Here is a 21,443-nt window from a genome sequence, read left to right as displayed (position 1 = left end):
AATCACCCGCTCCTCTGGCCGGCGGGGCGGAGGTTCCATACAGCAGAAACGGGCGCGGCTTATTGGTCGAGCTGAATCTTGGCCTCCTGAGCGGCATGTTTCCATTGGGCGACATCGCCGGCGATGACGGCCTTGAATTCATTCGGGGAGTTCGCCACCACTGTGTCTTCCAGGCTGTTGAGCTTGGCCTTGACTTGCTGGTTGTTCAGTGCGCGCACCGAGGCTTTATACAGTTGGCGCGGATATCATCCGGTAGTCCTTTGGACGCGAGCAGACCGTTCCAGGCATTGGCTTCGTAGTCGAGCAGGCCGGGGTTCCCAAATCATCGAGACTTCGCCACTGATCACGTCGGTGAAGGCCAGGCCCGCGCCGCGATAGGCAAGGTGCATGAGTTAGGTGCCAGTCTTGGATTTGAACAGTTCCATCGCCAGATTGCCCAGACCGCCCGCGCCCGCCTTGTTTTCTACTACGACAGTTTGTTACAACTCTTGGTCCGGCTGCGCGGCAAACACACGGCCAATGATGTCGGCGGTGCCGCCCGGCGCGAACGGAATGACCATGCGCAGCGGCTCGTCGGGGTAGGCGCTGCGCGCCACCGGCATCAGAACTGCAAAGAGCGCGAGGGCAAAGGTGGTTTTCTTGAAAGACATCAGGTGTTCCTCGGGGAAGGGTAAGCCGTTTGCAGCCAGTTCAGAATGTGGTCCGCAACGGCGTCGCTGCTGTGATCCAGCATACAGAAATGAGAATTGCCGGGCAGGCCTTGTGCCGGCAGATTCCACTCGTCGGCCACTGATCGGCTCGACTCCCACCCCGGCGGTGATCGCGCCGGCGGCCCCGGGGCTGCGGCATCCTCGTCATCCCGTGTCCCGCCTGCGCAGCGACGCTCGCGTACCCTATCTGGTCTATGCCGATACCATGTGGCTGGGACGCATCCTGCATGACTGCTTGCCCGGGCTGTGCATGATGGCTTCGCTCGAGACGGTTTATGAGTCTGATCTGGCCGATTCGCTGCTGGTGATGGCGTGTCAGGGGTTCGGCTTGGCTGCCTTACACCCTGGTGGAAAGAGCGCTGCGCGCCGATCGTGCCGGCCACGATATCGAGATGGAAATCCGTCTGTATCAGCCCGTGAGTCAAACGCGACCCCTGGCGCGCGAGCTTTGGAAGCGCGTGGAACGCCACGCTGCGCCCTAGTGCTCGTGGCGCTGCCCGCTTCGGCTGCCGCCTTTGCTTACGCTATACCGAACATGGTTTAGTACATGAAATATGACGTACGAATGTAAGGTGTTTCTTCTTATTTTTGCGTGAAATCTCGAGATTTCCTGTCTTCTCGCTCCACAGTTCACGGTAGGGTCATTCAAGTCCGGCCCGCTTATAAGAGGAGACAGGATCATGAGCACTCATCATCAGGCGCCGCCTTTGCCGGAAACACTTTTTCGCGGCGCACTGAGTTGCCTGCTGGTCACGCTGGCTGCCCGCGCTGCGGCGGCAAGCGACGTGGCGCCCAACGGGGTGCCGGTGTTGAACATCGCCGCGCCGAACGCTCAGGGTTTGTCGCACAATCGGCTGCCGCGGTTCGATGTGGACTTACCGGGTTTGGTGTTCAACAACAGCCAGTTCGACGGACCTTCGCAGATCGCCGGCCAATTGATGCGCAACCCCCATCTGCGCGCGCAGCCGGCGACTGCCATCCTTACGGAGGTGACCGGCACGAGCGCCAGCCGCTTGCAAGGCACGCTGGAGGTCTTTGGCGGCAAGGCCGACTTGCTGATCGCCAATCCGAATGGGATGGTCGTCAACGGCTTGAGTACCGTGAACGTGGGCCGCCTTACCCTCAGTACAGGCTTACCCAGGTGGACGGCCGGGGGCCTGTCGCTAGACGTGAGCCAGGGCAAGATCACTATCGGCAAGCGAGGCGTGAACACACAGGGCTTGCAAGTCTTTGACTTGGTGGCCAGGGTGATCCAGCTTGATGGCCAGGTCGGCGGCACGGGTAAGGCAGCGGATATCAATGCTGTCGCGGGAGCATCGGTGTTTGAGGTGGCGACGCGTGGCGTGACCCCGCGCGAGCCGCAAGCCGCAGCGCGCGAGGTCTACGCTATCGACGGCGGCGCGGTGGGTGCGATGAACGGCGCCGCCATCTCCCTGGTCGTGACTGAGGCCGGTCTGGGGGTGCGCCTGCCCGGCATGCTGAGTTCACCGGGCGACATCACGATCCGCGCCGGTGGGGAGGTTCGTCTGGGCCATATCCAGGCCCGGGCGTCTCAGGTCGTATCGGGGGCCTCCGTCACGATGGGCTCGGCGATATCTGGGCAAGATCTGCAACTGAGCGGGCGGTTCGGTTTAGCGATTGATGCCTTCAAGGCCGGTGGGGATGTGGTGCTCAGCGCCCAGGCCGGACGCTTGGCGCTGGGGACCGGAACGCGCCAAGACGGCGCAGAAAAATCAGTGGCCAAGGGACATCTCAAATTGCGGGCTGGCGAGGTAGAACTGGGCCGCGCCATCGTGGCGGAAACCCTGACGCTGAGGGCGGGCAATGTGCATCTCAACCAGGCCATGATTGATGTCGGTTCCGCAGATATCCGGACGGATGGACTTTTCCGGATGACCGCTTCCAGCACCTCGACCCACTTACCCCCTGAGGCGACCGGTCTGCGCGCGCGCCGGGGCGACATCGACATAAGGGCGGGAGCGATCTCCAATAACGGTGCCACCCTCGCCGCTGTGGCGGGCGATCTGGGCGCGCAGGTCGCGGGACGCCTCGACAACGAGGGCGTCCTGAGTGCCGGCGGCCAGCTTAGCCTGGTGGCCCAGGATATTGATAACCGCGGCGGGCTAGTGGCCAAAGAAAAGCTCAGCCTGATCGCCGGCCGCCATATCGGCAACCGGGGCGAGGTCGTGTTGACGGGTGAAGCAGAGGAAGAAAGACTGATTGCGCGCGCCGGTCAGTCCATCCAGAACGACGGCGCGTTGCGCAGCAAGGCCGGGATCCATTTGATGGCTCTCCATGACGCGGTTTCCCCGCCCACAGTGGTGTCCAACGGAGAGGTCGTGGGTCATTCCTTGAGGGTGGCCGCGCGGGACTTTGACAACACCGGAAAGATCGCCGTGCGGGACACGATGCGCCTGCTCACCGACCAAGACTTGCGCAATTCCGGCACTATCCAGGCAGTCAACCACATTGATGCCAGGGTGGGGGGCTATGGCAATACCGGGCGTATCAGCGCGGGCGGCAAGGCTAGCTTCACGATCATGCATCCCGATGGTCTGGTTATCGACGCTAGCCGCCAGGCCGCGATTGCCAACCAAATGCTGAGCTATCAGGCCAACGCCATCTCGGTGCACGATGCTATCCAGAACCCGGGTGATATCGTGCTGAGGGCCACGCGGGGCGATATTATTAACCGCCATCGGATCGCCACCCTGAAAAATCTCACACTCAGCGCGCAAGGCCGTGTCAGCAACCTCGCCGCCGCCTTGATGTGGGCGGGCCAATCCGCCAGGCTGTCGGGTCAAGACCTAGTGAACGAGCGGGATGCCTGGTTGCTGACACAGGAGGGCGACATCACGCTCAAGGCCACAGGGCGGGTAAGCAATAATGTGGGCCGTATCGAAGCGGGCAGGCATATCCGCATCGACGCGCCACGCACCGAGAACCTCTCGGAGATAAGCGGCGAACTAAAGCTCAGCGACGGCAGGGCCGAGCGGGTCATCACACCTGACAATCTCGGTCATTGGCGTGATCTGCGCTGGGTCAAAACGGTGATTCACGACTTTCCGGTCCGCCGGCCCCTCTCTACTCTGAGCGTCAAGCAAGGGGTTTTGCTGGCCCAGGGCGATATTGAATTCAACCAATCTGAGCAGCATGGACGCGGCGGCGAGGTCTATAACGAGGGGGTCGTCCTGGCCCGCGGCCAGCTCCGCCTCGACGGGGCCGCCGAGAACCGCTCGTTGTCTCAAACGCTGGATATCATCGATTTTCTGAAACAGAACCGCTCGGCAGGCGGGGCCTATGGCAGCCATGTGGTGGATTCGCTGGCCATTCTGCATCCCGATACCCGCGATTTTGGCAGTCTGTTCGAGCTTCTGGATTTTGTGTTCGCTTCTCCCGAAAGGTGGGTGCCGCTGTTTGTCGCCTATGGCTACCACCCTTCGGATCTCGCCCCGGTATTGATGGCTGCGGACATGAGCCAGGCGCCTGAGTTCGGCAAGATGCTCAATCATTTGATGGGCGCGGATTGGCGCGCGCTGGATGCCGGCAAACGTCACGAACGCTGGCTAGCGGCCAAGGCAGGCAAACGCGCGCCGATGGAATTCTTTCCCGCAGCGCAGACCGTAATGGCGGGCCAGCAGGGCATGCGTTTCACAGGCGGACGCATCCTGCTGGGCGGCAATGCCAGCCAGTCCGCTGCGCAGGCGCAGCTCGCCGCCGTGAGCCGCGAGCAAGCCCGGATAGGCAAGGCCGACACCGCCATCGTGGCGGGGGCTCTGGACGCTTTTTTCGAGACACCGTCTTATGCCGGTGATCGAGATACGCAGTGGGATGATGTCATTTTGCACGGGCTGCTCGCCAACTCCTCGCTCTTTGGGAGGTCGGCGCAGGTCAGACCGGTAAGCGGCGACGCGCTGCCCATCCCGTATTACGAGACCCGTCTGGCCTTTATCGATCAAAGCCGGTTTTACGGATCGCGCTACTTCTTCGAACGCATTGGCTATGAGCCGCAGCGAGGCCTGGTTATATCGGGCGACAACTACTTCGAAACCCAGCTGATTCTGCGCGAGTATGCACAACTGCAGCGCGGCGCAATGGGGCCTGACGCTGTGGGCGGCGCGGCATTGGCCAAAGCCCTGATGGATCAGGGGGCCGCGCAGGCCGGCGCCCTGGGACTGACGCTGGGGCAAGCGCTGACCAGCGGGCAGATCGAGCGTCTTGAGAACGACATTGTCTGGTATGTCTGGACTGAAATCGATGGCCAGGCGGTGCTCGCACCCCGGGTCTATCTGTCCCGGGCCAGCAAGCAGGCCGCTGAACAGCGGCGCAGGCGAGGGGGCGCCGTTCTGGTCTCAGGCGGCGGGATCCATGTGGAAACCGGGGCTCAGGAGGTCGCTGTCCACAATGGCGCTTTTTTGGCCGGTGGCGGCGTGCGTATCGCGACCCGGCAGGGGCAAGCGCGCGCGGGCAATATCGCTTTCACGAGCACGGGCGGTGTGCTGGGCGGCGTTGTCGGCGGTCAGGCAATAGAGATACAGGGCGCGGACATACGGGTCTCGGGGGGCGAAATCAAGGGCGGTCATGTCACCCTGAAGGCGGATAACGCACTCGGCATTGTCGCCAGCATGCAGTACGGCGCAACAGGCAATTTGGCGCGCCGCACGGACACCGCGCAGATCCATGGGGAAACCGGCTTTGATCTCATTGCCTCCCGTCTCACCACCGAGGGCGCCACGATGCGCACGCAAGGCGAGGCGTTCATCCAAGCCCGCACCGCTGATCTCAGGGATGTTCATGAGCTCGAATCCAGTTATGCTCATACGGTGAAACACGGTTTGGGCGAGGCTTTTGCCTTTCTGTCCCACACCAGCCGCATCAAACGCAGTGCGACCGCCGTCTCTGTCGGCAGCGACATCCAGGCCCGTCATCTCCGCATCCACACGCTGGGCGATCTGCGCATTACCTCGGGCAGGGTTCAAGCGCACAGCAGCAATATCGACGTGGGAGGAGATCTGCTGCTCAAGGCCGGAGTCAATCATGCCTTTTCTCATAGCAATGAAACGCGTAGAGAGCTGCGGATCAGCGCGGAAGCAGGCTCAGGCGGTTATGTTGCAAGCGCTTCGGCGGGCAGCGACGCCGGAACCAAGACCCAGACCGGACCTGGCGTCAGCGCCGGTCTCAGGTTGAATATGGGCTTTTCTTCCTCGTCGATAGACACCACCACGCAGGGCAGGACCTATGTCACCGGCCAGTTCAATGTGGGAGACGGGCGCATCGAGGTAGCAGGCAAGGCCGATGTGGGCGGCGCCGATATCAATGCCGACCGTTATCGCGACGAGGGTCAGTCTGGCAGTGGTGAATTGCATATCAGGGCCGGGGAAATCGTCAGCAGCCGCTACGAAACCGAGCTGCGCACCGATGTGTCCGAACAGCATTTTCGCCTGGGTTGGTACTCGGCCTCGGATTTCATGCCCTTGAGTTCCAGCTCCCGCTTGGGTCTGGGCATCGCCCAGGCATCCCATGAGGGGCGTCAGATCGACCCCGGCCTGATGACGACTCAGGTGCTGGGTGAAGTCGTGCAAAACGTGATGGGCGATACGGGGTCCACCTCCATCGGCACCTATATGGGCGGCGGCTGGTCGAAGCAGACGCAGCGTCGTCGCGAAGACAATGCCAGCCGCATTGGCGGTAGTGTGACCCTTGAGGCGGCCAAAGGTGATCTGGTGCTTGATGGCGTCAGTTTTGGCGGAGGCCGTGATGTCGCCCTGCGTGCCAAGGGCGGCATCACGCTCGCTGCGGCCCGGCAAGAACTGCGCTCACACACCGAGGCGCATCGGCTCGAAGCGCGCACGCAGCTGAGACTGGCCGCCAATGTGGTCAAGGGAAGCGCCGCCCTGCGTGGCACGCTCGGTCTTTACGGTTCGCATAAGACCAGCGAGCTCATATCGCTCGAATGGACGCGCGGGCAGATTCTTGCCGAAAACCTACAGATCCAGGCGGGAGGAAATCTCACGTTGCGCGGGGCGCGCGCGCAGGCGCGCGGGCGCGCCGTCATCGACGTGGCGGGTAATGTCAGGGTCGAGAGCGTTCAGGACACACAGCGCAGTCAGGAAAGCGGCGGCAGTTGGTCCCTGCGCGGCGGCGTGCAAATGAGTCAGGCCACCGGTTTCAAACCCACGCCGGTGATGGGGTTGTCCTTCTCCGGCAGCCATTACCATGACAACCACACGCTGGTGGGGCAGCGCAGCGGCCTGCAAGGCGGGCAGCTGTCCTTGCGGGCAGGCGGTGATCTTAGTTTGTCCGCCGCGGATATTGCCGCCCGCGGGGGCCGGCTGATGGTGGGCGGGCGCCTGTTGGCCCAAACCCAGAATGAACAGAAGGCGCGTGACGGGGGCTATGCCGGGCTCGAGATGCCATCCATCACTACGCTGTCCAGCATCCCCCCGACTGTGCTGAGTGCCGGGCGCGGACCGCGTGATCTGATGCAGGCCAGCCAGCACGCCCTGGTTTCCATGGGCTCGGGCGTCTTTCGGGCCGCGGCAGGGGTGCACGGGGGGTTGGCGCGGCAGCCGGATGACGCGCGCGAGATTCAGCGCGATGAGCGTTGGGCGCAGGGCGATTTCGCCTTTACCTATGGGTCGGCGCCGCGCTTTGATCGGGGGCCTTTTGCCCCGCCGCTGAATCAGGTGGCTTACGACAGCGCGATGACAGCCTCACCCTGAAAGGGCGGCGATGGCCGGGGGCGCAAACACAGTCGGAATTTGAGGCATAAAATACGGATTTTCGCCGCTCCCAACCGGAGAACCGCTCATGAACGCCCGTGTACCCGACGACGCCCTGCCGCCCACCCTGGACCCGAAGGCCTTGCAGGCTTTTGTCGATGAAAAGTGGGATACGGAAATCATCCCCGCGCTGACCGAATACATCGCCATTCCCGCCAAAAGCCCGGCTTTTGACGCCGACTGGGAAAAAAATGCCTATATCGAGCGCGTGGTGCGAGATGCCGCGCAATGGGTCGAGGCGCAGAAAGTCTCTGGCCTGACGCTGGAGGTCGTGCGTCTGCCGGGCCGCACGCCGGTCATCTTCTTCGATGCGCCGGCCACGCGCAAAGACAACGGCGATACGATTCTGCTCTACGGCCATCTGGACAAACAGCCGGAATTCTCTGGCTGGCGCGCCGATCTGGGCCCCTGGACGCCCAAGTACGAGAACGGCAAACTTTACGGGCGCGGCGGCGCCGATGATGGTTACGCCATCTATGCCTCGTTGACGGCCATCATGGCGCTCGATAAACAAGGCGTGCCGCGTCCGCGTTGCGTGGGCATTGTCGAGACCTGTGAGGAGTCCGGCAGCTATGACCTGTTGCCCTATGTCGATGCCTTGCGCGAACGTCTGGGTAATGTGGCCTTGGTGGTCTGTCTGGATTCTGGCGCGGGCAACTACGATCAGTTGTGGATGACCACCTCCCTGCGTGGCATGGTGGCGGGTACGCTGGAAGTGCAGGTGCTCGACGAGGGCGTGCACTCTGGCGATTCCAGCGGGGTGGTGCCGTCGAGTTTTCGCATTCTGCGCCATCTGCTGGACCGTCTGGAGGACAGCGGTAGCGGACGCCTGCTGCCGCAAAGCCTGCATTGCGAAATCCCGGCCGACCGCGTCGAGCAGGTCAAGGCGACCGCTCAGATTCTGGGCGATGAGGTCTGGCGCCGCTTTCCCTGGAGCTGCGGCGCCGAGGCGGGCTTTGTGCTGCCCATGACGACCAATCCCGAACAGGCGCTGCTCAACCGCACCTGGCGGCCGACGCTGTCCGTGACGGGCGCCGAAGGCCTGCCGCCCCTGAGCAGCGCAGGTAACGTGTTGCGCCCGCGCACGGCCTTCAAGCTGTCGCTGCGCCTGCCGCCGCTGATCGATGCGGTGGCGGCGTCAGCGGAAATCAAAAGCCTGCTGGAAGCGGATTCGCCCTATAACGCCAAAGTCATCTTTCATGCCAACGAAGGCGCCGCCACAGGCTGGAATGCGCCGGCCACGGCGCCCTGGCTGGCTCAGGCGCTGGACGCCGCTTCGCAGGATTATTACGGCGCTCCTTGCGGCTATATCGGCCAGGGCGGCACGATTCCGCTCATGAATATGCTGCAAAAAGGCTTCCCCAAGGCGCAGTTCATGGTGTGCGGCGTGCTAGGTCCGAAGTCCAATGCGCACGGCCCCAACGAGTTTCTGCACGTGCCCTATGGTAAGAAACTGACCGCCGCCGTCGCTCAGACGATGGCCGCCATGCCCTCGGCCTGAAAGGTAGCCCCATGATCCTGAACACTCCTGCCGCCGACGCCATCATCGACGAGGTCCGCCATTGGGTGGACCGCGCGGTCATCGGCTTGAACCTCTGTCCCTTTGCCAAGGCCGTTCAGGTCAAGGGCCAGATCCGCTACGCCGTCAGCGACGCCACCGATGCTGAGGGCGTGCTGCCCGATCTCGAAGCCGAATTGCAACGGCTGGCCGATACGGCTCCGGAAGAACTGGACACCACCTTGCTGATCCTGCCCGAGGCGCTGCACGATTTCTACGACTTCAATGACTTCGAAGAATTGTCGGAGCGTTTGCTCAAGCAGATGAATCTTGTAGGCGAATTGCAGGTGGCGACCTTCCACCCCTTATTCCAGTTCGCCGGCACCGAGCCTGAAGATATCGAGAACTACACCAACCGTTCTCCCTATCCTATCTTGCATCTGCTGCGCGAGGACAGCATCGATCGTGCCGTCGAGGCCTTCCCCGATGCCGCCGAGATCTACGAGAAGAACATCGAAACCCTGCGCGAGCTGGGGCACGATGGCTGGCAAGGTTTGATGGAAGACGGCCGGGGCGTGAGCTAGCCCCTCAGGGCATGAAAATGGCTGCGCGCTGGTCGCCGCGGCGCTTGACGAGCGTCTGGTACTGGCCCAGCCTTTCTTCCCGCGCCGACATCATTTCGACACGGCAGGCATTCAGGGCGATCTCGCCCCAGGTCTGGCGCCAGGTGTCGTTCTCGCCGCCAGCCATGTCGGTAAACACCTCGCAGTCCGCTTCCACGAAGCTGGCCCAGCTAGCCTGATCGCGGTCGAGTTTGCTGGCTTCTTCCCCAGGCAGTTTGCTGCGCAGCGCATCGTAACGCGCCTGCAGGGCCGATTTTTGCCTATCCAGCGCGGTTTGCACACAGACCAGGGCCTGATGGCTTTCTTCGGACAGCGGTGCGTCGCAGTCATCGGCGAGCGCGGGCTGGCTGGCCAGGCAAAGGACGGCGGCGGTAAGCGGCGCTGCGGCGCGCGACAACATCTTCATCAGGACAAAATCAGAGGTCTGCGGGGACGCTGAACCGTTCGTGCAACTGCGGCAGGCCCACGCGGTCAAGCATTTCATTCAGCCGTTGTGCGGCCTTGCGGCGGGGGCGGTCCGCCTTGTGCTGGGCGATGATGAGTTCGTTCTTCATGGAGTGTTCCCAGCCGACCAGTTCTGTCACACTGACCTGATAGCCATGGGCCTCCAGTTGGAGGCAGCGCAGCACATTGGTGAGCTGGCTGCCGAATTCGCGCGTATGCAGCGGGTGACGCCATAGCTCGGCCATGGCGTCGCCCAGCGAGGCGCTCTTGTGCTGACGCAGCGCTGCCGCGACCTCGGCCTGGCAACAGGGCACCAGCACGATGTGATCGGCCCGCTTGGTGAGCGCAAAGCGGATGGCGTCGTCGGTCGCCGTATCACAGGCGTGCAGCGCGGTGACGACATCGATCGTCTCGGGCAGCAGCGGCGACACGATGGATTCAGCGACGGAAAGATTCAGAAAAGACATACCCGTGAAACCCGCGCGCAGGGCGAGGTCTTGCGAGCTTTGCACCAGGGCATCGCGTGTCTCGATGCCGTAGATATGGGAATCTCCGGCCAGTTTCTTGAAATACAGATCGTAGAGAATAAAGCCCAGGTAGGACTTGCCCGCACCATGATCGGCCAGCGTCACGCGGCCACGGCGCGCCGCGACATCAGCCAGCAGCGGCTCGATGAACTGGAACAGATGGTAAACCTGCTTGAGCTTGCGCCGGCTATCCTGATTCATCTTGCCATCGCGGGTCAGGATGTGCAGGGCCTTGAGCAGCTCAACTGACTGGTCAGGGCGGATTTCGTAAGTCTTGGACATGGGTGAAACAGAACTGGGCAAGCCCCTAAAACCCGCAGTGTACCCAAAAGTCGGGGGGGCTCCCCCCCCGGCGACTCAGCTTTGGGGGAAGATGGGTTCGCCCAGATTAAGCATCAGGCGGTTGGCCCAGGCGAAGATGGCGTCGGCATGCACCAGATCCAGGATTTCTCCTTCGGACAAGCCCACCTCCTTGAGGGCGCGGATGTCCTTCGCATCCAGCCCGGCGGGATTTTCGGTGATCTTGACCGAGAACGCGGCGATGGCGCGCTCGCGCTCGGTCGTGCCTGCCGTGCGCGGATCGTCGAACACCTCGGCGATCACGTCATTGCGCTTGGCCAGTTGCTCAAAGCGCTGCGCATGGACCGAGGCGCAGTATACGCAGCCATTGATGCGCGAGACGACCGTAGCGCCCAATTCGCGTTCCGCGCGCGACAGCCCGCCCGGCGCATACATGATGGCGTTGAAGGCGGTCGAGCGCTGGCGCAGGATTTCCGGCTGATGGATCAGGAACAGGTAGTAGTCGGAAGTCTTGGCCTTGGGATGGCTTTCCTCCAGCACCGCGATCTGCTCGGGCGTGGCGCTCTCGACCCTGACCGTATCCAACCAGGCTTTCCATTCCAGGCTTTCATTGGTGAAGCCGTGGGCTTTGATGGGCGTGCTCATGCGCTTTGCTCCAGCGATTGGATGGCCTTCAGGCCCGCGACCAACCGCACCTGATACGACAGAAAGGCGATCAGTTGCGAGAGGGCAACCACGGCCGGCGTGGACAGGCCTGCCTCGGGCAGCGTCTTGAGCGCGGCCTCATCGCCCTCTACCGGATTGATGATCAGCTTGCGTGTGAACTCGAATATGGCAGCCAGGCGGGGCGTGGCGGCCGGAGCATCTTGCTGCACCGTATCGAGCAGCGCGGCGTCCGCGCCCGCTTCTTTCAGGTGCGCCAGATAGTAGGTGGCCAGTTCCGGCGCCGGCGTCAGGCGGCAGGCGTAGACCGCGACGGCCAGGCGTTCGCTCAGCGGCAGGCCAGGCAGGGCGGGGTCAAACAGGGCCTCCAAGCTGCCTTGCGTGGCCTGCACCACCTTCTCGCGCTGATGGCGCACCGCGTGCAGCGGCTGGCCGGGGGCGAGGCCGACCAATTGATCGACCAGATCCGGGGTAGTCATCAAGCCTCTCCTTCGGCGGCCTTGGCCACCGCATCATGCAAAAATTGCAAAACACCGGCCCACGATTCTTCGTCGGCTCGGGCGTTGTCTTTGGGATTGCCGCCGCTGGTGCTGATCTTGCCGGACACGGGGTGGGCATACACCATCTGCGTGGTCGGCACATAGGGAAAGACGATCAAATGGCCGGCGTCCTGGAAGTCCAGCCATTGCACTTCGTGCGGATGCGACACCTCGGCCAGCTTGTCACGCACCATGCCCGAGTACAGCGACGAGGGCCAGGAGCCATCGTCGGTGGCCGAGAGCAGCATCACCGGGCCTTGAATACGCTCGACCGGGATACGTGCGCGCGCCACGGCATCCGGGTCTTGCAGCGCGGTCAGGATGGCGCGCTCGTGCCGGTGCGGCGCGGGGCCGTCGTCAAAGGGCTTCCAGCTGGCACTGCGGTTGTTTTCCCAGACGTGGGTGAGCGGCTTGCCATCCAGCAGCCAGGTCGGCCCTTCGCGGCCGATCTTGGGGTCGGCCGCGTTCTGTCCGCTATGCACCACTGCGCCCGGCACATAGGCCACGACGGCCGAGACCTCTTCAGGGAAGGTCGCGCCCAGAAGCAGCACCAGCTCACCGCCGCGCGACTGGCCGCTGAGGGCGACGAAGTCATGGGCGGGCCGGACCCTGCGCCGCAGCCAGCGCAGGCCACGCTGGAAATACTCCAGTGGCGTGTTGGAGATGTAGTCGGACAGCCCCGGCGCCTTGAAGTAAGCCAGCGCGAAGGCGGCATAACCATGCGACGCGTAAAGTGCGGCGCGCGGTTCGTTGATGCCGCCGCCTGAGCCGTTCAGAATCATGACGGCCGGGTGCGGGCCGGGACCGGCGGGCAGATAAAGCGTGCCGACCAGGCCATCCTCGCAGACCTCCTGGCGCGTGACGCCGGCGCCGGCCAGACGCTGCACGAGGCGGGCGTTGGCCTGGGTCTCGCCGCTGGCGGCCGTCACCTCGGTGACCAGCGCCTCGGTCACCGGCTGGTTGAACGCCTCGCGGCGGCCGGCCACGTCCGGCGCCTGCGACCAGATCAGGCCCATGAGCGCCACGCCGTCATAGCTGCCGGACAGGGGGGCATCGCGGCCGAGGTCCACCCTGCCTTGGGCATCGGCGACAAAGCGCGCCGCTGCGCGCCAGATCACGCCGGCGCGAGAGGTGGCCGTGGCCAGGGTGACTTCAGCGCCCGGCAGTGCGCCGTCGACGACGATGCGGCGAGGCGCGTCGATCAGGGCGTCGGCAGGTTCGATAGTCAGTGTCAGGACGGACATTATTTCGTGTCCTTGCTGACCATCTGTGCAGCGGTGCGGTCGCTGGTCATCGGCTCGACCTTCAGACCCTTGCGGGCTGCCCAGATGTTTTTGTAGTGAAACAGCGGAATGATGCCGACATCGTCGCTGACCAGCTTGACCGAGTCGCGCAGAATGGCCTCGCGTTTGGCGATATCGAATTCCGAGGTCGACGTGTCCAGGGCCGCGTCCACCTTGGGATTGCTGTAACGGCCCCAGTTGGAAGCGCCCAGCCCCTTCTCCGGCGCCACGGTGGCGAGGATGTTGACCAGCGCATAACTGGCTTCACCCGTGCCATTACCCCAGGCCAGCATGCTCACGGCATATTCATTCTTGTTGGCGCGGCCCGAGTAGACCGCCCATGGCACGACCTCGACCTGGGTCTTGATGCCCACGCGCGTCCAGAACTGCGCCACCGCCTGAGCCGTCTCCGGGCCTTGCGGGTAGCGGTCGTTGGGCACATGCATGGTCAGCTTGAAACCCTCGGGAAAACCCGCTTCGGCCAGCAGCTTCTTGGCCTGCGCCGGGTCGTAGGGAATGTCCTTGACCTCAGGGTTGTAGCCAAACGTGCCCTTGGGCATCCATTGATTGGCCTCGGTCGCGGCCTCCTGCAAAATGCGGTCGGTAATGGCCTTGCGGTTGATGGCCAGGTTCATGGCCTGGCGCACGCGCTGGTCCAGCAGCGGGTTCTTGGGCAGCGGCTTGCCGGCGTTGTCCGTGATGTAGGGGCTGGGAGCCGGATTGAAATTGGGTTGCAGCAGCATGACGCGCAAGCCGTCATACGGGAACACCGAGATATTGGGCGATTTCTTCAGTTTTTCCAGATCAGAGACCGACACCTTGTCGATCACATCCACGTCGCCGGCCAGCAGGGCGGCGGTGCGGGCGGCCGCATTATTGATGTAGCGATAGTTGATCTTGTCCCAGATCTGTTTGCCGCCCCAGTAGTCGTCGTTGCGGGCCATCACCACGCGGTCGCCCGGCGTGTACGACACGAATTTGTAGGGGCCGGTGCCCACCACGGCCTTGCCCGAGTTGTAGTCCTCGGTACTGGACTTCTCGCCCACGTGTTTGCTCACCACATGGATAGACGCCAGATTCAGCGGCAGATCGGGGTTGGGCGCCTTGGTCTTGATGACCAGGGTCAGCGGGTCCGGAGCGCTCATGGACTCGATGGTGCGCAGATAGCCGCCGTAGGTGGCCACGCTGCCTGGCACAGCGCGTGCGCGGGTGTAGGAATAAATCAAGTCATCCGCCGTGAAGGGCGTGCCATCCTGCCACTTCACACCGGGGCGCAGCTTGAATTCCCAGGTGGTCTTGTCCAGCGGCTTCCACGACAGCGCCAGGCCGGGCTGAAGCTTGTTCCATTTGTTCTCGATCAACAGGTCCCAGAAATGCAGCGCTACCGACCGGTCCCCGGCGTGGTTGTTCAATTGCGGGTCCAGCGAGGACAGCGGATCGGCGAAGCCGATCGACAAGGTATCGGCCGAGGCGGGCAGGGCGGCGGCGCCGACCAGTGCGGCAGCCAGGGAGGTCAAAAGCAGTCGTTTCATGTTGCGTATCCTGATAAGTAAAAGCGTGAGGGCTCAACCGGCGTCATTCAGATGACAGGCGCTCAGGTGATGGATGGCGATGCCTTTCAAGCGCGGCGCCTCGGTCTTGCAGCGCGGCATGGCATGAGGGCAGCGTGGATGGAAATGGCAACCCGAAGGCGGCGCCAGGGGACTGGGGATCTCACCCTTGATGGGGGCGAAGGTCTTGTGGCGGACATCCAGCCGGGGGATCTCGGCCAGCAAAGCCTGTGTGTAGGGATGGTTGGCGTGACGGAACACCTCCTCCACGGGCGCGGACTCAACGATGCGGCCCAGATACATGATGATGACGCGATCCGACACATGTTCGACCACGCCCAGATCATGGCTGATGAATAGATAGGTCAGGTTCAGCTCTGCACGCAGATCCATGAACAGATTCAGAATCTGCGCCTGGATGGACACATCCAGCGCCGCCACCGCCTCGTCGCACACCAGCATGTCGGGCTTGACCGCCAGCGCGCGGGCGATGCCGATGCGCTGGCGCTGGCCGCCGGAGAATTGATGCGGATAGCGCTGGCGCAGCGCCGGGTCCAGCCCGGCGCGTTGCAATTGCGCGCTGACATAATCATCGAAGCCCCCACGGTCGACCAGACCATGAATGCGCGCCGCCTCACCCACGATTTCGTCTACCCGCAGACGCGGATTGAGACTAGCGTAGGGGTCCTGGAAGATCATTTGAATCTTCAGCCGTGCGCGATGCGCCTCTTCGGGGCTCATTTCCGAGCTCAGGCGGCCGTTCACACGCACCTCGCCCGCGCTGGGCGGCATGAGACCGGCCGCAATGCGGCCCAGCGTGGACTTGCCGCAGCCAGACTCTCCCACCAGGCCCACCACTTCGCCCGGCCGCACGGCCAGGTCCACGCCATCGACCGCATGGGTGACGGCCGGCGGTTTGGACAGGCTGCGGAACAGGCGCGACAGCGCGGTGTCCGAGCCTTCGCCGAAACGCTTGCTGACCCCGCGCAAGTCCACCAGCGGCGTGATATCAGGTGTGTTCATGCCGAGGTCTCCGGAGTTAGGGCAGGATGGAAGCAGCGCACCAAACGGCCTTCCTGCGGCGTGGATAGGGGCGGACGCTGCCCGCAGGCCGCCGACGCGCGCGAGCAGCGCGACGCGAAAGCGCAGCCCTCGGGCAAAGCGAGCAGATTGGGCGTCATGCCGGGAATCTGGCGCAGCCGCTGGCCGCGTGCATTATTGCTGGGCAGACTGCCGATCAGGCCGGCCGTGTAGGGGTGCATGGGCGCATCCAGCACGGCATCGACCGTGCCATGCTCAACGATGCGTCCGGCATACATCACCGCCACCTCGTCGGCCAGCCCGGCCACGACCGACAGATCGTGGGTGATCCAGATCAGGCTGGTGCCGTGCTGGCGGGCCAGTTTCTGCACTTCGGAAAGAATCTGCGACTGGATCGTGACATCTAGGGCCGTGGTCGGCTCATCGGCGATGATGAGGTCGGGCTGGTGTAAAAGCGCGATGGCGATGGCCACGCGCTGGCGCATGCCGCCCGACAATTGATGCGGATAGGCCAGCAGTCTTTCTTCCGGGCTGGGAATACCCATCATGCCCAGCGTGGCGCGGGCCCGTTCCCGAGCCTGAGCGGTGCTGACCTTCTCATGGGCGCGAACGGCTTCGATCATCTGCGCATCCACCCGCAATACCGGGTTGAGCGTCATCATGGGGTCCTGGAAAATCATCGCGATGCGCCTGCCCTGCAGACGGCGCATTTCGCGAGGGCTCAGGCGAGTCAGGTCGCGGCCCTGAAACAGCACGCTGCCGCCCACCACCCGGCCTGGAGGATCCACCAGGTCCATGATGGAAAAGCCCGTCACGGACTTGCCCGAACCCGATTCACCCACCAGACCAAGAATCTTGCCCCGCTCCAGCCGGAAAGACACGTCGTCCACGGCGGGCAGGGTGCCGGCTCGGGTTTGAAACTGGGTCCGCAGATTGCGGACTTCCAGCGTAGCCGGCTCCAGAGAATGCGTGGCGGCCGTCATTTGTGCGTCCTCGGATTGAGCACATCGCGCAGGCGGTCACCCACCAGATTGATCGCCACAATGGTGATCAAGAGCGCAATGCCAGGATAGAAACTGATCCAATACTGGCCCGACAACATCGTCTGATAGCCGTTGGCGATCAACAGACCCAGCGAGGGTTCGGTAATCGGCACGCCCAGGCCCAGAAAGCTCAGGGTGGCCTCCAGCGTGATGGCGCGGGCAATTTGCAGCGTGCCGATCACGATGAGCGGCGGCAGGCAGTTGGGCAGAATGTGGCGCAGCATGATGCGCCAGCCGGGAATATCCAGGCAGCGGGCTGCCTCTACATATTCGCGGCGGCGCTCGACCAGGGCCTGGCCGCGCACCGTGCGGGCGTAATACGCCCACTCCAGCACCACCAGCGTCAACACCACATTGCCCACCCCCTTACCCAGGTAGGCGAGGATCATCATCGCCACCAGAATCGACGGAAAAGACAGAATCAGATCGACCAGGCGCATGATCAGGGCATCCACCCGGCCGCCCGCGTAGGCCGCGATCAGGCCCAGCAGCGTGCCCAGCACGGCGGCAATCAGCGCCGAACCCACACCCACCATCAGGCTGATGCGCAGACCATACAAAATTCCCGACAGCAGATCGCGGCCCTGGCCGTCCGTGCCCAACCAGTAATTGAACGTGCCCAGGCCGTTGGGAGAGCCCGGCGGCAGGCGTGAATCCAGCACATCCAGCTGCATGAGGTCATAGGGGTTTTGCGGCGTGATCCACGGCGCAAGAATGGCGGCCAGCACCAGCAGCACCGACACCACCAAGCCGACCACCGCCGTCTTGGAGGCGAAGAACTCGGCCACATGGCGCTGCCACGGCGATTCACGCTTGAGCGCGGGAGTCGTCGTCAAGCTCATTGCAAGCCCTCCAGCCTGACCCGGGGGTCCAGCACCTTGTACAAAATATCCACCAGCAAATTCAGTAGCACGAATAGGCAGACCACGACCACCAGATACGACACGATGACCGGCCGGTCCAGCGAGTTGATACTGTCCAGAATCAATTTTCCAGCGCCCGGCCAGGAAAAAATGCTTTCAGTGACCACGGCGAAAGCGATGGTCGAGCCCAGCTCCAGGCCCAGTACGGTCACCAACGGAATCAAGGTGTTGCGCAGGATGTGCATCCCCACGACGCGCGCAGGCGACAGGCCCTTGGCGCGGGCGAATTTCACGAAATCCAGCGGCATGATCTCGCGCACCCCGGCGCGGGTCAGGCGGATCACCAAAGAAATCTTGAACAAAGACAGGTTGACGGCCGGCAGAATCAAATGGCGCCAGCCATCGGCCGTCAGCCAGGACCACTGCGCGCCCAGGAACTCCACCGTCTGCCCCCGCCCGCTGGCCGGCAGCCAGCCCAGCGACACGCTGAAAGCCATAATCAGCATCAGCCCGACCCAGAACGTTGGCAGCGAAAACCCCACGATGCTGCCCGTCATGATGGTTTTGGAAATCGGGCTCTCGGGATACAGACCCGCGTACAGACCCAGCGGAACGCCCAGGATCACGGCCAGCACCAGCGCTGCGATGGCCAGCTCCAGCGTGGCCGGCAGACGCTGCATAATCAGCTCCACGGCAGGAATGTTGTAGACAAAACTATTGCCCAGATTGCCGTGCGCGGCGCCGTTCAAAAAGCCCAGATACTGGCGCCACAAAGGCTGATCCAAACCCAGCTCGGCAATGATGCGGGCGCGGTCGATTTGATCCACGTCCTGGCCGATCAGGATATCCACCGGGTTGCCAATCGCGTGCAGACCGACGAAAACAATCAGCGTCATCAAAAGCACCACCACCACGGCCTGGGCCAGGCGGCGCAATAACCATAGCGTCATGTCCGCTCTCCCGGGGGCGGCGCCACGGTCCATTCGTCGCCGAACACTTCCGGCTCGGCATAGGCCTGCATCGTCTCGAAATGCTGCGCCACATCTTCGGCATAGAGCATGCCGGCAATGCCCTGGGCGAGGCGGCGCGCGCCCTCGCTGACCGCCGGAATGTCGCCCGACACGCCGCCATGCGACAGCACTGCGGGATAGCAAAAGCAATGCACGCGGCTCAGGTCTGGGCAGGCGCCGGGGCGGCGCTCCAGAAATTCGAACACGGGTCCTAGGTCGGGAGAATCATGCAGTTCCTGATCCTCCTCGCCTGCTGCGGGCTGATAACGATCGCCCCACAAACGGATATGCGGGGCGATCTCCGCGAATTCCGGCCGGGCCTGCCAATCCAGTTTGAAGCCCGTCGAAAAAATCACGAAATCAACGCGGAACACCCCCTTGGGTGTCGTGAGCGCAATCTCGCCGTTTTGCCATTGCACATCCAGAATCGGGCAGCCGAGATTGAAACGCGCATTGGCATGACGCGATACCCGCAGGGTGCTGCCACGTGGCGGCGGCACCTGCTGCGCATTGATGTAATGACGAAAGCGCCACTTCCATTCTTCTGGCAGATTCAGGTGGCCGTGGGTCAGGCCGGGGTTGCCGGCGCCCTTGCCTTTGTTGATGCGCGGAATATCGTCGCGGCGGATCAACAGGTCCACGCTGGCCGCGCCCGACTCCAGCGCGGTCGCCGCGCTGTCCATCGCTGAGGCGCCCGCCCCAATGACCGCCACCCGCTTACCGGCCAGGGTGCCATAATCCATTTCATCCGAAGAATGCGCCCAGCCGTCGCGCGGCAAGGCCTGCGCAAACGCGGGCAACGACGGGCCGCCCAGACCATCGCGTCCTGTGGCCACCACCACGCGGCGCGCCAACAAGGGCTGCGTGCCAGCGGGGCTTTGCACCGTCAATGCCACCACGCCATCGCCACGCGGGCGCAGCGCCAAGACGCGGTGCTCATTACGCACGTCCAGCTCCAGCACCTGGCGGTACCAGCGCAGATAATCCATCCACTGCAAACGCGGAATCTTGTCTAGCGCCTCCCAGGCGGCCAGACCGAACTGCGCTTCGAACCAGGCGCGGAAGGTGAGGGCGGGCAGACCTAGCGCCGGCCCCGTCAACTGCTTGGGCGAGCGCAAGGTTTCCATGCGCGCCGTGGTGGCCCAGGGGCCTTCATATCCCTGGGGCGAACGGTCCAAACAGACCGCGCGCACCCCCAGATGCTTGAGCGCGGCGCAGGCTGCTAGGCCCGCCATGCCGGCGCCGATGATGACCACCTCCTGCACCGGCTGGCCATCGGCCTCGCGCGCGGGCACCCAGGCGCGGGCCGGCAGTTCCAGCCAGGCCAGATCCTGGCGTAGCCGGGCTTCCAGTTCGGTCAAGCCCAGGGGAGGGTGGGCAATGGGAAAACTCATGCTGATTCCATCAAAAATCGGGTTTGCCATGCAGACGGCTCAACAGGCCGGCATGGGCGCTGGCTTCGTGGCGGGCAAAACCTGGCAACAAAGCAGCGGCCGTTTCGGCCAGCGTCTTGGCCATGTCGGCCACTGCGGGCGCGATAGGCGTAGATTGGGGTGTGACCACCCCGAAAAAAAAAGGAATCTGCCGGTCGATGGCGCGGATCGCCACCCCTTGCACCGCCAGGCCTGTCGCCGACACCGGCTCCAGAATCGCCACACCCAGGCCGGCGCGCACCGCCGCCAGCGCATTGATCGAAGAATTGCTTTCGATCAAGCCGGGCGCGGCGGCTTTCAGCACCTGGTCCAGACGGCTGCGCAGACGAAAGGGATTCGCCATCGTGATAAATCGGCGTCCCGCCAGGGCGGCAACTGGCACGCACGGCTCCAGGGCCAGCGGATCATCCTCGGCCAGCGCCACGACGCAATTGGCCTGACCGATCCAATGGACATCCAGGCCGCGGTGCTCCAGCGGCAGACTGGTCAAGCCAAGCTGGGCCGAACCCGTCAGCACCGCATGCAAAACCTGTTCGGGAGAGACCGTGCGCACCTGCATGGCCCGCACGCCGGACTCGGCTTCGACGCGGGCAATGGCCTGAGGCAACAGGCCCGCGGCCAAGGCGGCCGTGGCGGCCAGCCTGAGCGGCTGCGGCTTGCTTTGCGCGATATCGCCTGCCCGCTTCTCGAGATGACGCAGGCTCGACAAGGCATGCGCCACATCGTCGTGCAGCAGAAAACCCTGCTCCGTAGGTGTGACACGGGGGCCGCTGCGCATAAACAGGGCATAGCCGATCTCGGCTTCCAGTTCCTGGATGCAGCGGGTGATCGAGGGCTGCGACCTGCCCAGCAGACGCCCGGCAGCGGTCACGCTGCCGGAACTCATGACTGCCGCAAAGGCCTCTAGTTGGCGTAATTCCATCAAACTTCTTTTATGTTCGATGCGAATTCTTGCTCTTCTAGTATGTTTAGAACAAATAATAAAAGCGCATAAGTAAATGCAAAAACTCACATAAAACAAACCAAGAAATAGAGGTTTTTGTAATAAGCGAGCGATAAGCCCGCGCTTGTCTCGGTGGCGGGCAGCGCAATATGGCCGCCTGAGCCCGCAGCGGCTTCAGGCGGCCAAGACAA

Annotated in this window: 17 protein-coding genes; 3 read left to right on the top strand and 14 right to left on the bottom strand. The window is 63.3% G+C overall.

Translation table 11 applies throughout. The features are described from left to right. Positions 1-59: 59 nt before the first annotated feature. Positions 60-218 (bottom strand): hypothetical protein, encoded by a 159-nt coding sequence (locus U0029_RS10310; RefSeq protein WP_231838635.1) that lies wholly within the window; start codon positions 216-218, stop codon positions 60-62. A gap of 261 nt (positions 219-479) precedes the next feature. Then, positions 480-650: a hypothetical protein gene (locus U0029_RS10305; protein ID WP_231838637.1), complete on the bottom strand. Its 171-nt coding sequence runs from the start codon at positions 648-650 to the stop codon at positions 480-482. Between the two features lie 740 nt (positions 651-1,390). On the opposite strand from U0029_RS10305, the gene U0029_RS10300 reads away from it, so the two are divergent. The 3 genes from U0029_RS10300 (at position 1,391) to U0029_RS10290 (ending at position 9,574) form a co-directional block, all read left to right on the top strand. Further along, on the top strand, positions 1,391-7,432 hold the full coding sequence (locus U0029_RS10300; RefSeq protein WP_012417226.1) for a two-partner secretion domain-containing protein: 6,042 nt from the start codon (positions 1,391-1,393) through the stop codon (positions 7,430-7,432). Positions 7,433-7,520: 88 nt separating this feature from the next. Beyond that, positions 7,521-8,993 carry a M20 family metallopeptidase gene (locus tag U0029_RS10295; protein ID WP_012417227.1) on the top strand — a complete coding sequence of 491 codons (1,473 nt, stop codon included), beginning with the start codon at positions 7,521-7,523 and terminating at the stop codon, positions 8,991-8,993. 11 nt (positions 8,994-9,004) lie between these two features. Beyond that, complete coding sequence (locus U0029_RS10290) at positions 9,005-9,574, top strand: DUF1415 domain-containing protein (protein WP_012417228.1); 570 nt, start codon at positions 9,005-9,007, stop codon at positions 9,572-9,574. 4 nt (positions 9,575-9,578) lie between these two features. On the opposite strand, the gene U0029_RS10285 is transcribed toward U0029_RS10290, so the two are convergent. The 12 genes from U0029_RS10285 to U0029_RS10230 all read right to left on the bottom strand — a co-directional run bounded on the left by U0029_RS10285 (position 9,579) and on the right by U0029_RS10230 (position 21,231). After that, positions 9,579-10,019, bottom strand: coding sequence for a lysozyme inhibitor LprI family protein (locus U0029_RS10285; protein ID WP_236824217.1), 441 nt, complete (start codon positions 10,017-10,019; stop codon positions 9,579-9,581). Between the two features lie 10 nt (positions 10,020-10,029). Then, positions 10,030-10,866, bottom strand: a complete 837-nt coding sequence (locus U0029_RS10280; RefSeq protein ID WP_114852615.1) for a class I SAM-dependent methyltransferase — start codon at positions 10,864-10,866, stop codon at positions 10,030-10,032. A 75-nt stretch (positions 10,867-10,941) separates the two neighbouring features. Beyond that, positions 10,942-11,529, bottom strand: coding sequence for a peroxidase-related enzyme (locus U0029_RS10275; protein ID WP_012417231.1), 588 nt, complete (start codon positions 11,527-11,529; stop codon positions 10,942-10,944). Beyond that, positions 11,526-12,026 (bottom strand): CMD domain protein, encoded by a 501-nt coding sequence (locus U0029_RS10270; protein WP_114852614.1) that lies wholly within the window; start codon positions 12,024-12,026, stop codon positions 11,526-11,528. Before U0029_RS10270 ends, U0029_RS10275 begins: the two co-directional genes overlap by 4 nt. After that, positions 12,026-13,330, bottom strand: coding sequence for an acyl-CoA thioesterase/bile acid-CoA:amino acid N-acyltransferase family protein (locus tag U0029_RS10265; RefSeq protein ID WP_012417233.1), 1,305 nt, complete (start codon positions 13,328-13,330; stop codon positions 12,026-12,028). The genes U0029_RS10270 and U0029_RS10265 overlap by 1 nt, the downstream gene beginning before the upstream one ends. Then, a complete protein-coding gene (locus U0029_RS10260) occupies positions 13,330-14,901 on the bottom strand; it encodes an ABC transporter substrate-binding protein (protein WP_012417234.1) in 1,572 nt (523 codons plus the stop codon). Before U0029_RS10260 ends, U0029_RS10265 begins: the two co-directional genes overlap by 1 nt. A gap of 33 nt (positions 14,902-14,934) precedes the next feature. Continuing rightward, positions 14,935-15,942, bottom strand: coding sequence for an ABC transporter ATP-binding protein (locus tag U0029_RS10255; protein WP_012417235.1), 1,008 nt, complete (start codon positions 15,940-15,942; stop codon positions 14,935-14,937). After that, on the bottom strand, positions 15,939-16,943 hold the full coding sequence (locus tag U0029_RS10250; protein WP_114852613.1) for an ABC transporter ATP-binding protein: 1,005 nt from the start codon (positions 16,941-16,943) through the stop codon (positions 15,939-15,941). The genes U0029_RS10255 and U0029_RS10250 overlap by 4 nt, the downstream gene beginning before the upstream one ends. Then, positions 16,940-17,845, bottom strand: coding sequence for an ABC transporter permease (locus U0029_RS10245; protein ID WP_012417237.1), 906 nt, complete (start codon positions 17,843-17,845; stop codon positions 16,940-16,942). The genes U0029_RS10250 and U0029_RS10245 overlap by 4 nt, the downstream gene beginning before the upstream one ends. Continuing rightward, the gene (locus U0029_RS10240; protein WP_012417238.1) at positions 17,842-18,816 is read right to left on the bottom strand and encodes an ABC transporter permease; all 975 of its coding nucleotides are present in this window, start codon (positions 18,814-18,816) and stop codon (positions 17,842-17,844) included. Before U0029_RS10240 ends, U0029_RS10245 begins: the two co-directional genes overlap by 4 nt. Continuing rightward, positions 18,813-20,270 carry an NAD(P)-binding domain-containing protein gene (locus tag U0029_RS10235; protein WP_114852612.1) on the bottom strand — a complete coding sequence of 486 codons (1,458 nt, stop codon included), beginning with the start codon at positions 20,268-20,270 and terminating at the stop codon, positions 18,813-18,815. The genes U0029_RS10240 and U0029_RS10235 overlap by 4 nt, the downstream gene beginning before the upstream one ends. 10 nt (positions 20,271-20,280) lie before the next feature. Continuing rightward, positions 20,281-21,231: a LysR family transcriptional regulator gene (locus tag U0029_RS10230; RefSeq protein WP_012417240.1), complete on the bottom strand. Its 951-nt coding sequence runs from the start codon at positions 21,229-21,231 to the stop codon at positions 20,281-20,283. Positions 21,232-21,443: the final 212 nt, after the last annotated feature.

It is taken from the genome of Bordetella avium (assembly GCF_034424645.1).
In the GTDB taxonomy this organism is placed as follows: Bacteria; Pseudomonadota; Gammaproteobacteria; order Burkholderiales; family Burkholderiaceae_B; genus Bordetella; species Bordetella avium.
This window is presented reverse-complemented; position numbering and strand designations above follow the sequence as displayed.

Bases quoted from the DNA above. Each gene is read 5' to 3' on its own strand.
- U0029_RS10305 (WP_231838637.1), bottom strand. From the start codon at position 650: ATGTCTTTCAAGAAAACCACCTTTGCCCTCGCGCTCTTTGCAGTTCTG.
- U0029_RS10300 (WP_012417226.1), top strand. From the start codon at position 1,391: ATGAGCACTCATCATCAGGCGCCGCCTTTGCCGGAAACACTTTTTCGC.
- U0029_RS10295 (WP_012417227.1), top strand. From the start codon at position 7,521: ATGAACGCCCGTGTACCCGACGACGCCCTGCCGCCCACCCTGGACCCG.
- U0029_RS10290 (WP_012417228.1), top strand. From the start codon at position 9,005: ATGATCCTGAACACTCCTGCCGCCGACGCCATCATCGACGAGGTCCGC.
- U0029_RS10285 (WP_236824217.1), bottom strand. From the start codon at position 10,019: ATGAAGATGTTGTCGCGCGCCGCAGCGCCGCTTACCGCCGCCGTCCTT.
- U0029_RS10280 (WP_114852615.1), bottom strand. From the start codon at position 10,866: ATGTCCAAGACTTACGAAATCCGCCCTGACCAGTCAGTTGAGCTGCTC.
- U0029_RS10275 (WP_012417231.1), bottom strand. From the start codon at position 11,529: ATGAGCACGCCCATCAAAGCCCACGGCTTCACCAATGAAAGCCTGGAA.
- U0029_RS10270 (WP_114852614.1), bottom strand. From the start codon at position 12,026: ATGACTACCCCGGATCTGGTCGATCAATTGGTCGGCCTCGCCCCCGGC.
- U0029_RS10265 (WP_012417233.1), bottom strand. From the start codon at position 13,330: ATGTCCGTCCTGACACTGACTATCGAACCTGCCGACGCCCTGATCGAC.
- U0029_RS10260 (WP_012417234.1), bottom strand. From the start codon at position 14,901: ATGAAACGACTGCTTTTGACCTCCCTGGCTGCCGCACTGGTCGGCGCC.
- U0029_RS10255 (WP_012417235.1), bottom strand. From the start codon at position 15,942: ATGAACACACCTGATATCACGCCGCTGGTGGACTTGCGCGGGGTCAGC.
- U0029_RS10250 (WP_114852613.1), bottom strand. From the start codon at position 16,943: ATGACGGCCGCCACGCATTCTCTGGAGCCGGCTACGCTGGAAGTCCGC.
- U0029_RS10245 (WP_012417237.1), bottom strand. From the start codon at position 17,845: ATGAGCTTGACGACGACTCCCGCGCTCAAGCGTGAATCGCCGTGGCAG.
- U0029_RS10240 (WP_012417238.1), bottom strand. From the start codon at position 18,816: ATGACGCTATGGTTATTGCGCCGCCTGGCCCAGGCCGTGGTGGTGGTG.
- U0029_RS10235 (WP_114852612.1), bottom strand. From the start codon at position 20,270: ATGAGTTTTCCCATTGCCCACCCTCCCCTGGGCTTGACCGAACTGGAA.
- U0029_RS10230 (WP_012417240.1), bottom strand. From the start codon at position 21,231: ATGGAATTACGCCAACTAGAGGCCTTTGCGGCAGTCATGAGTTCCGGC.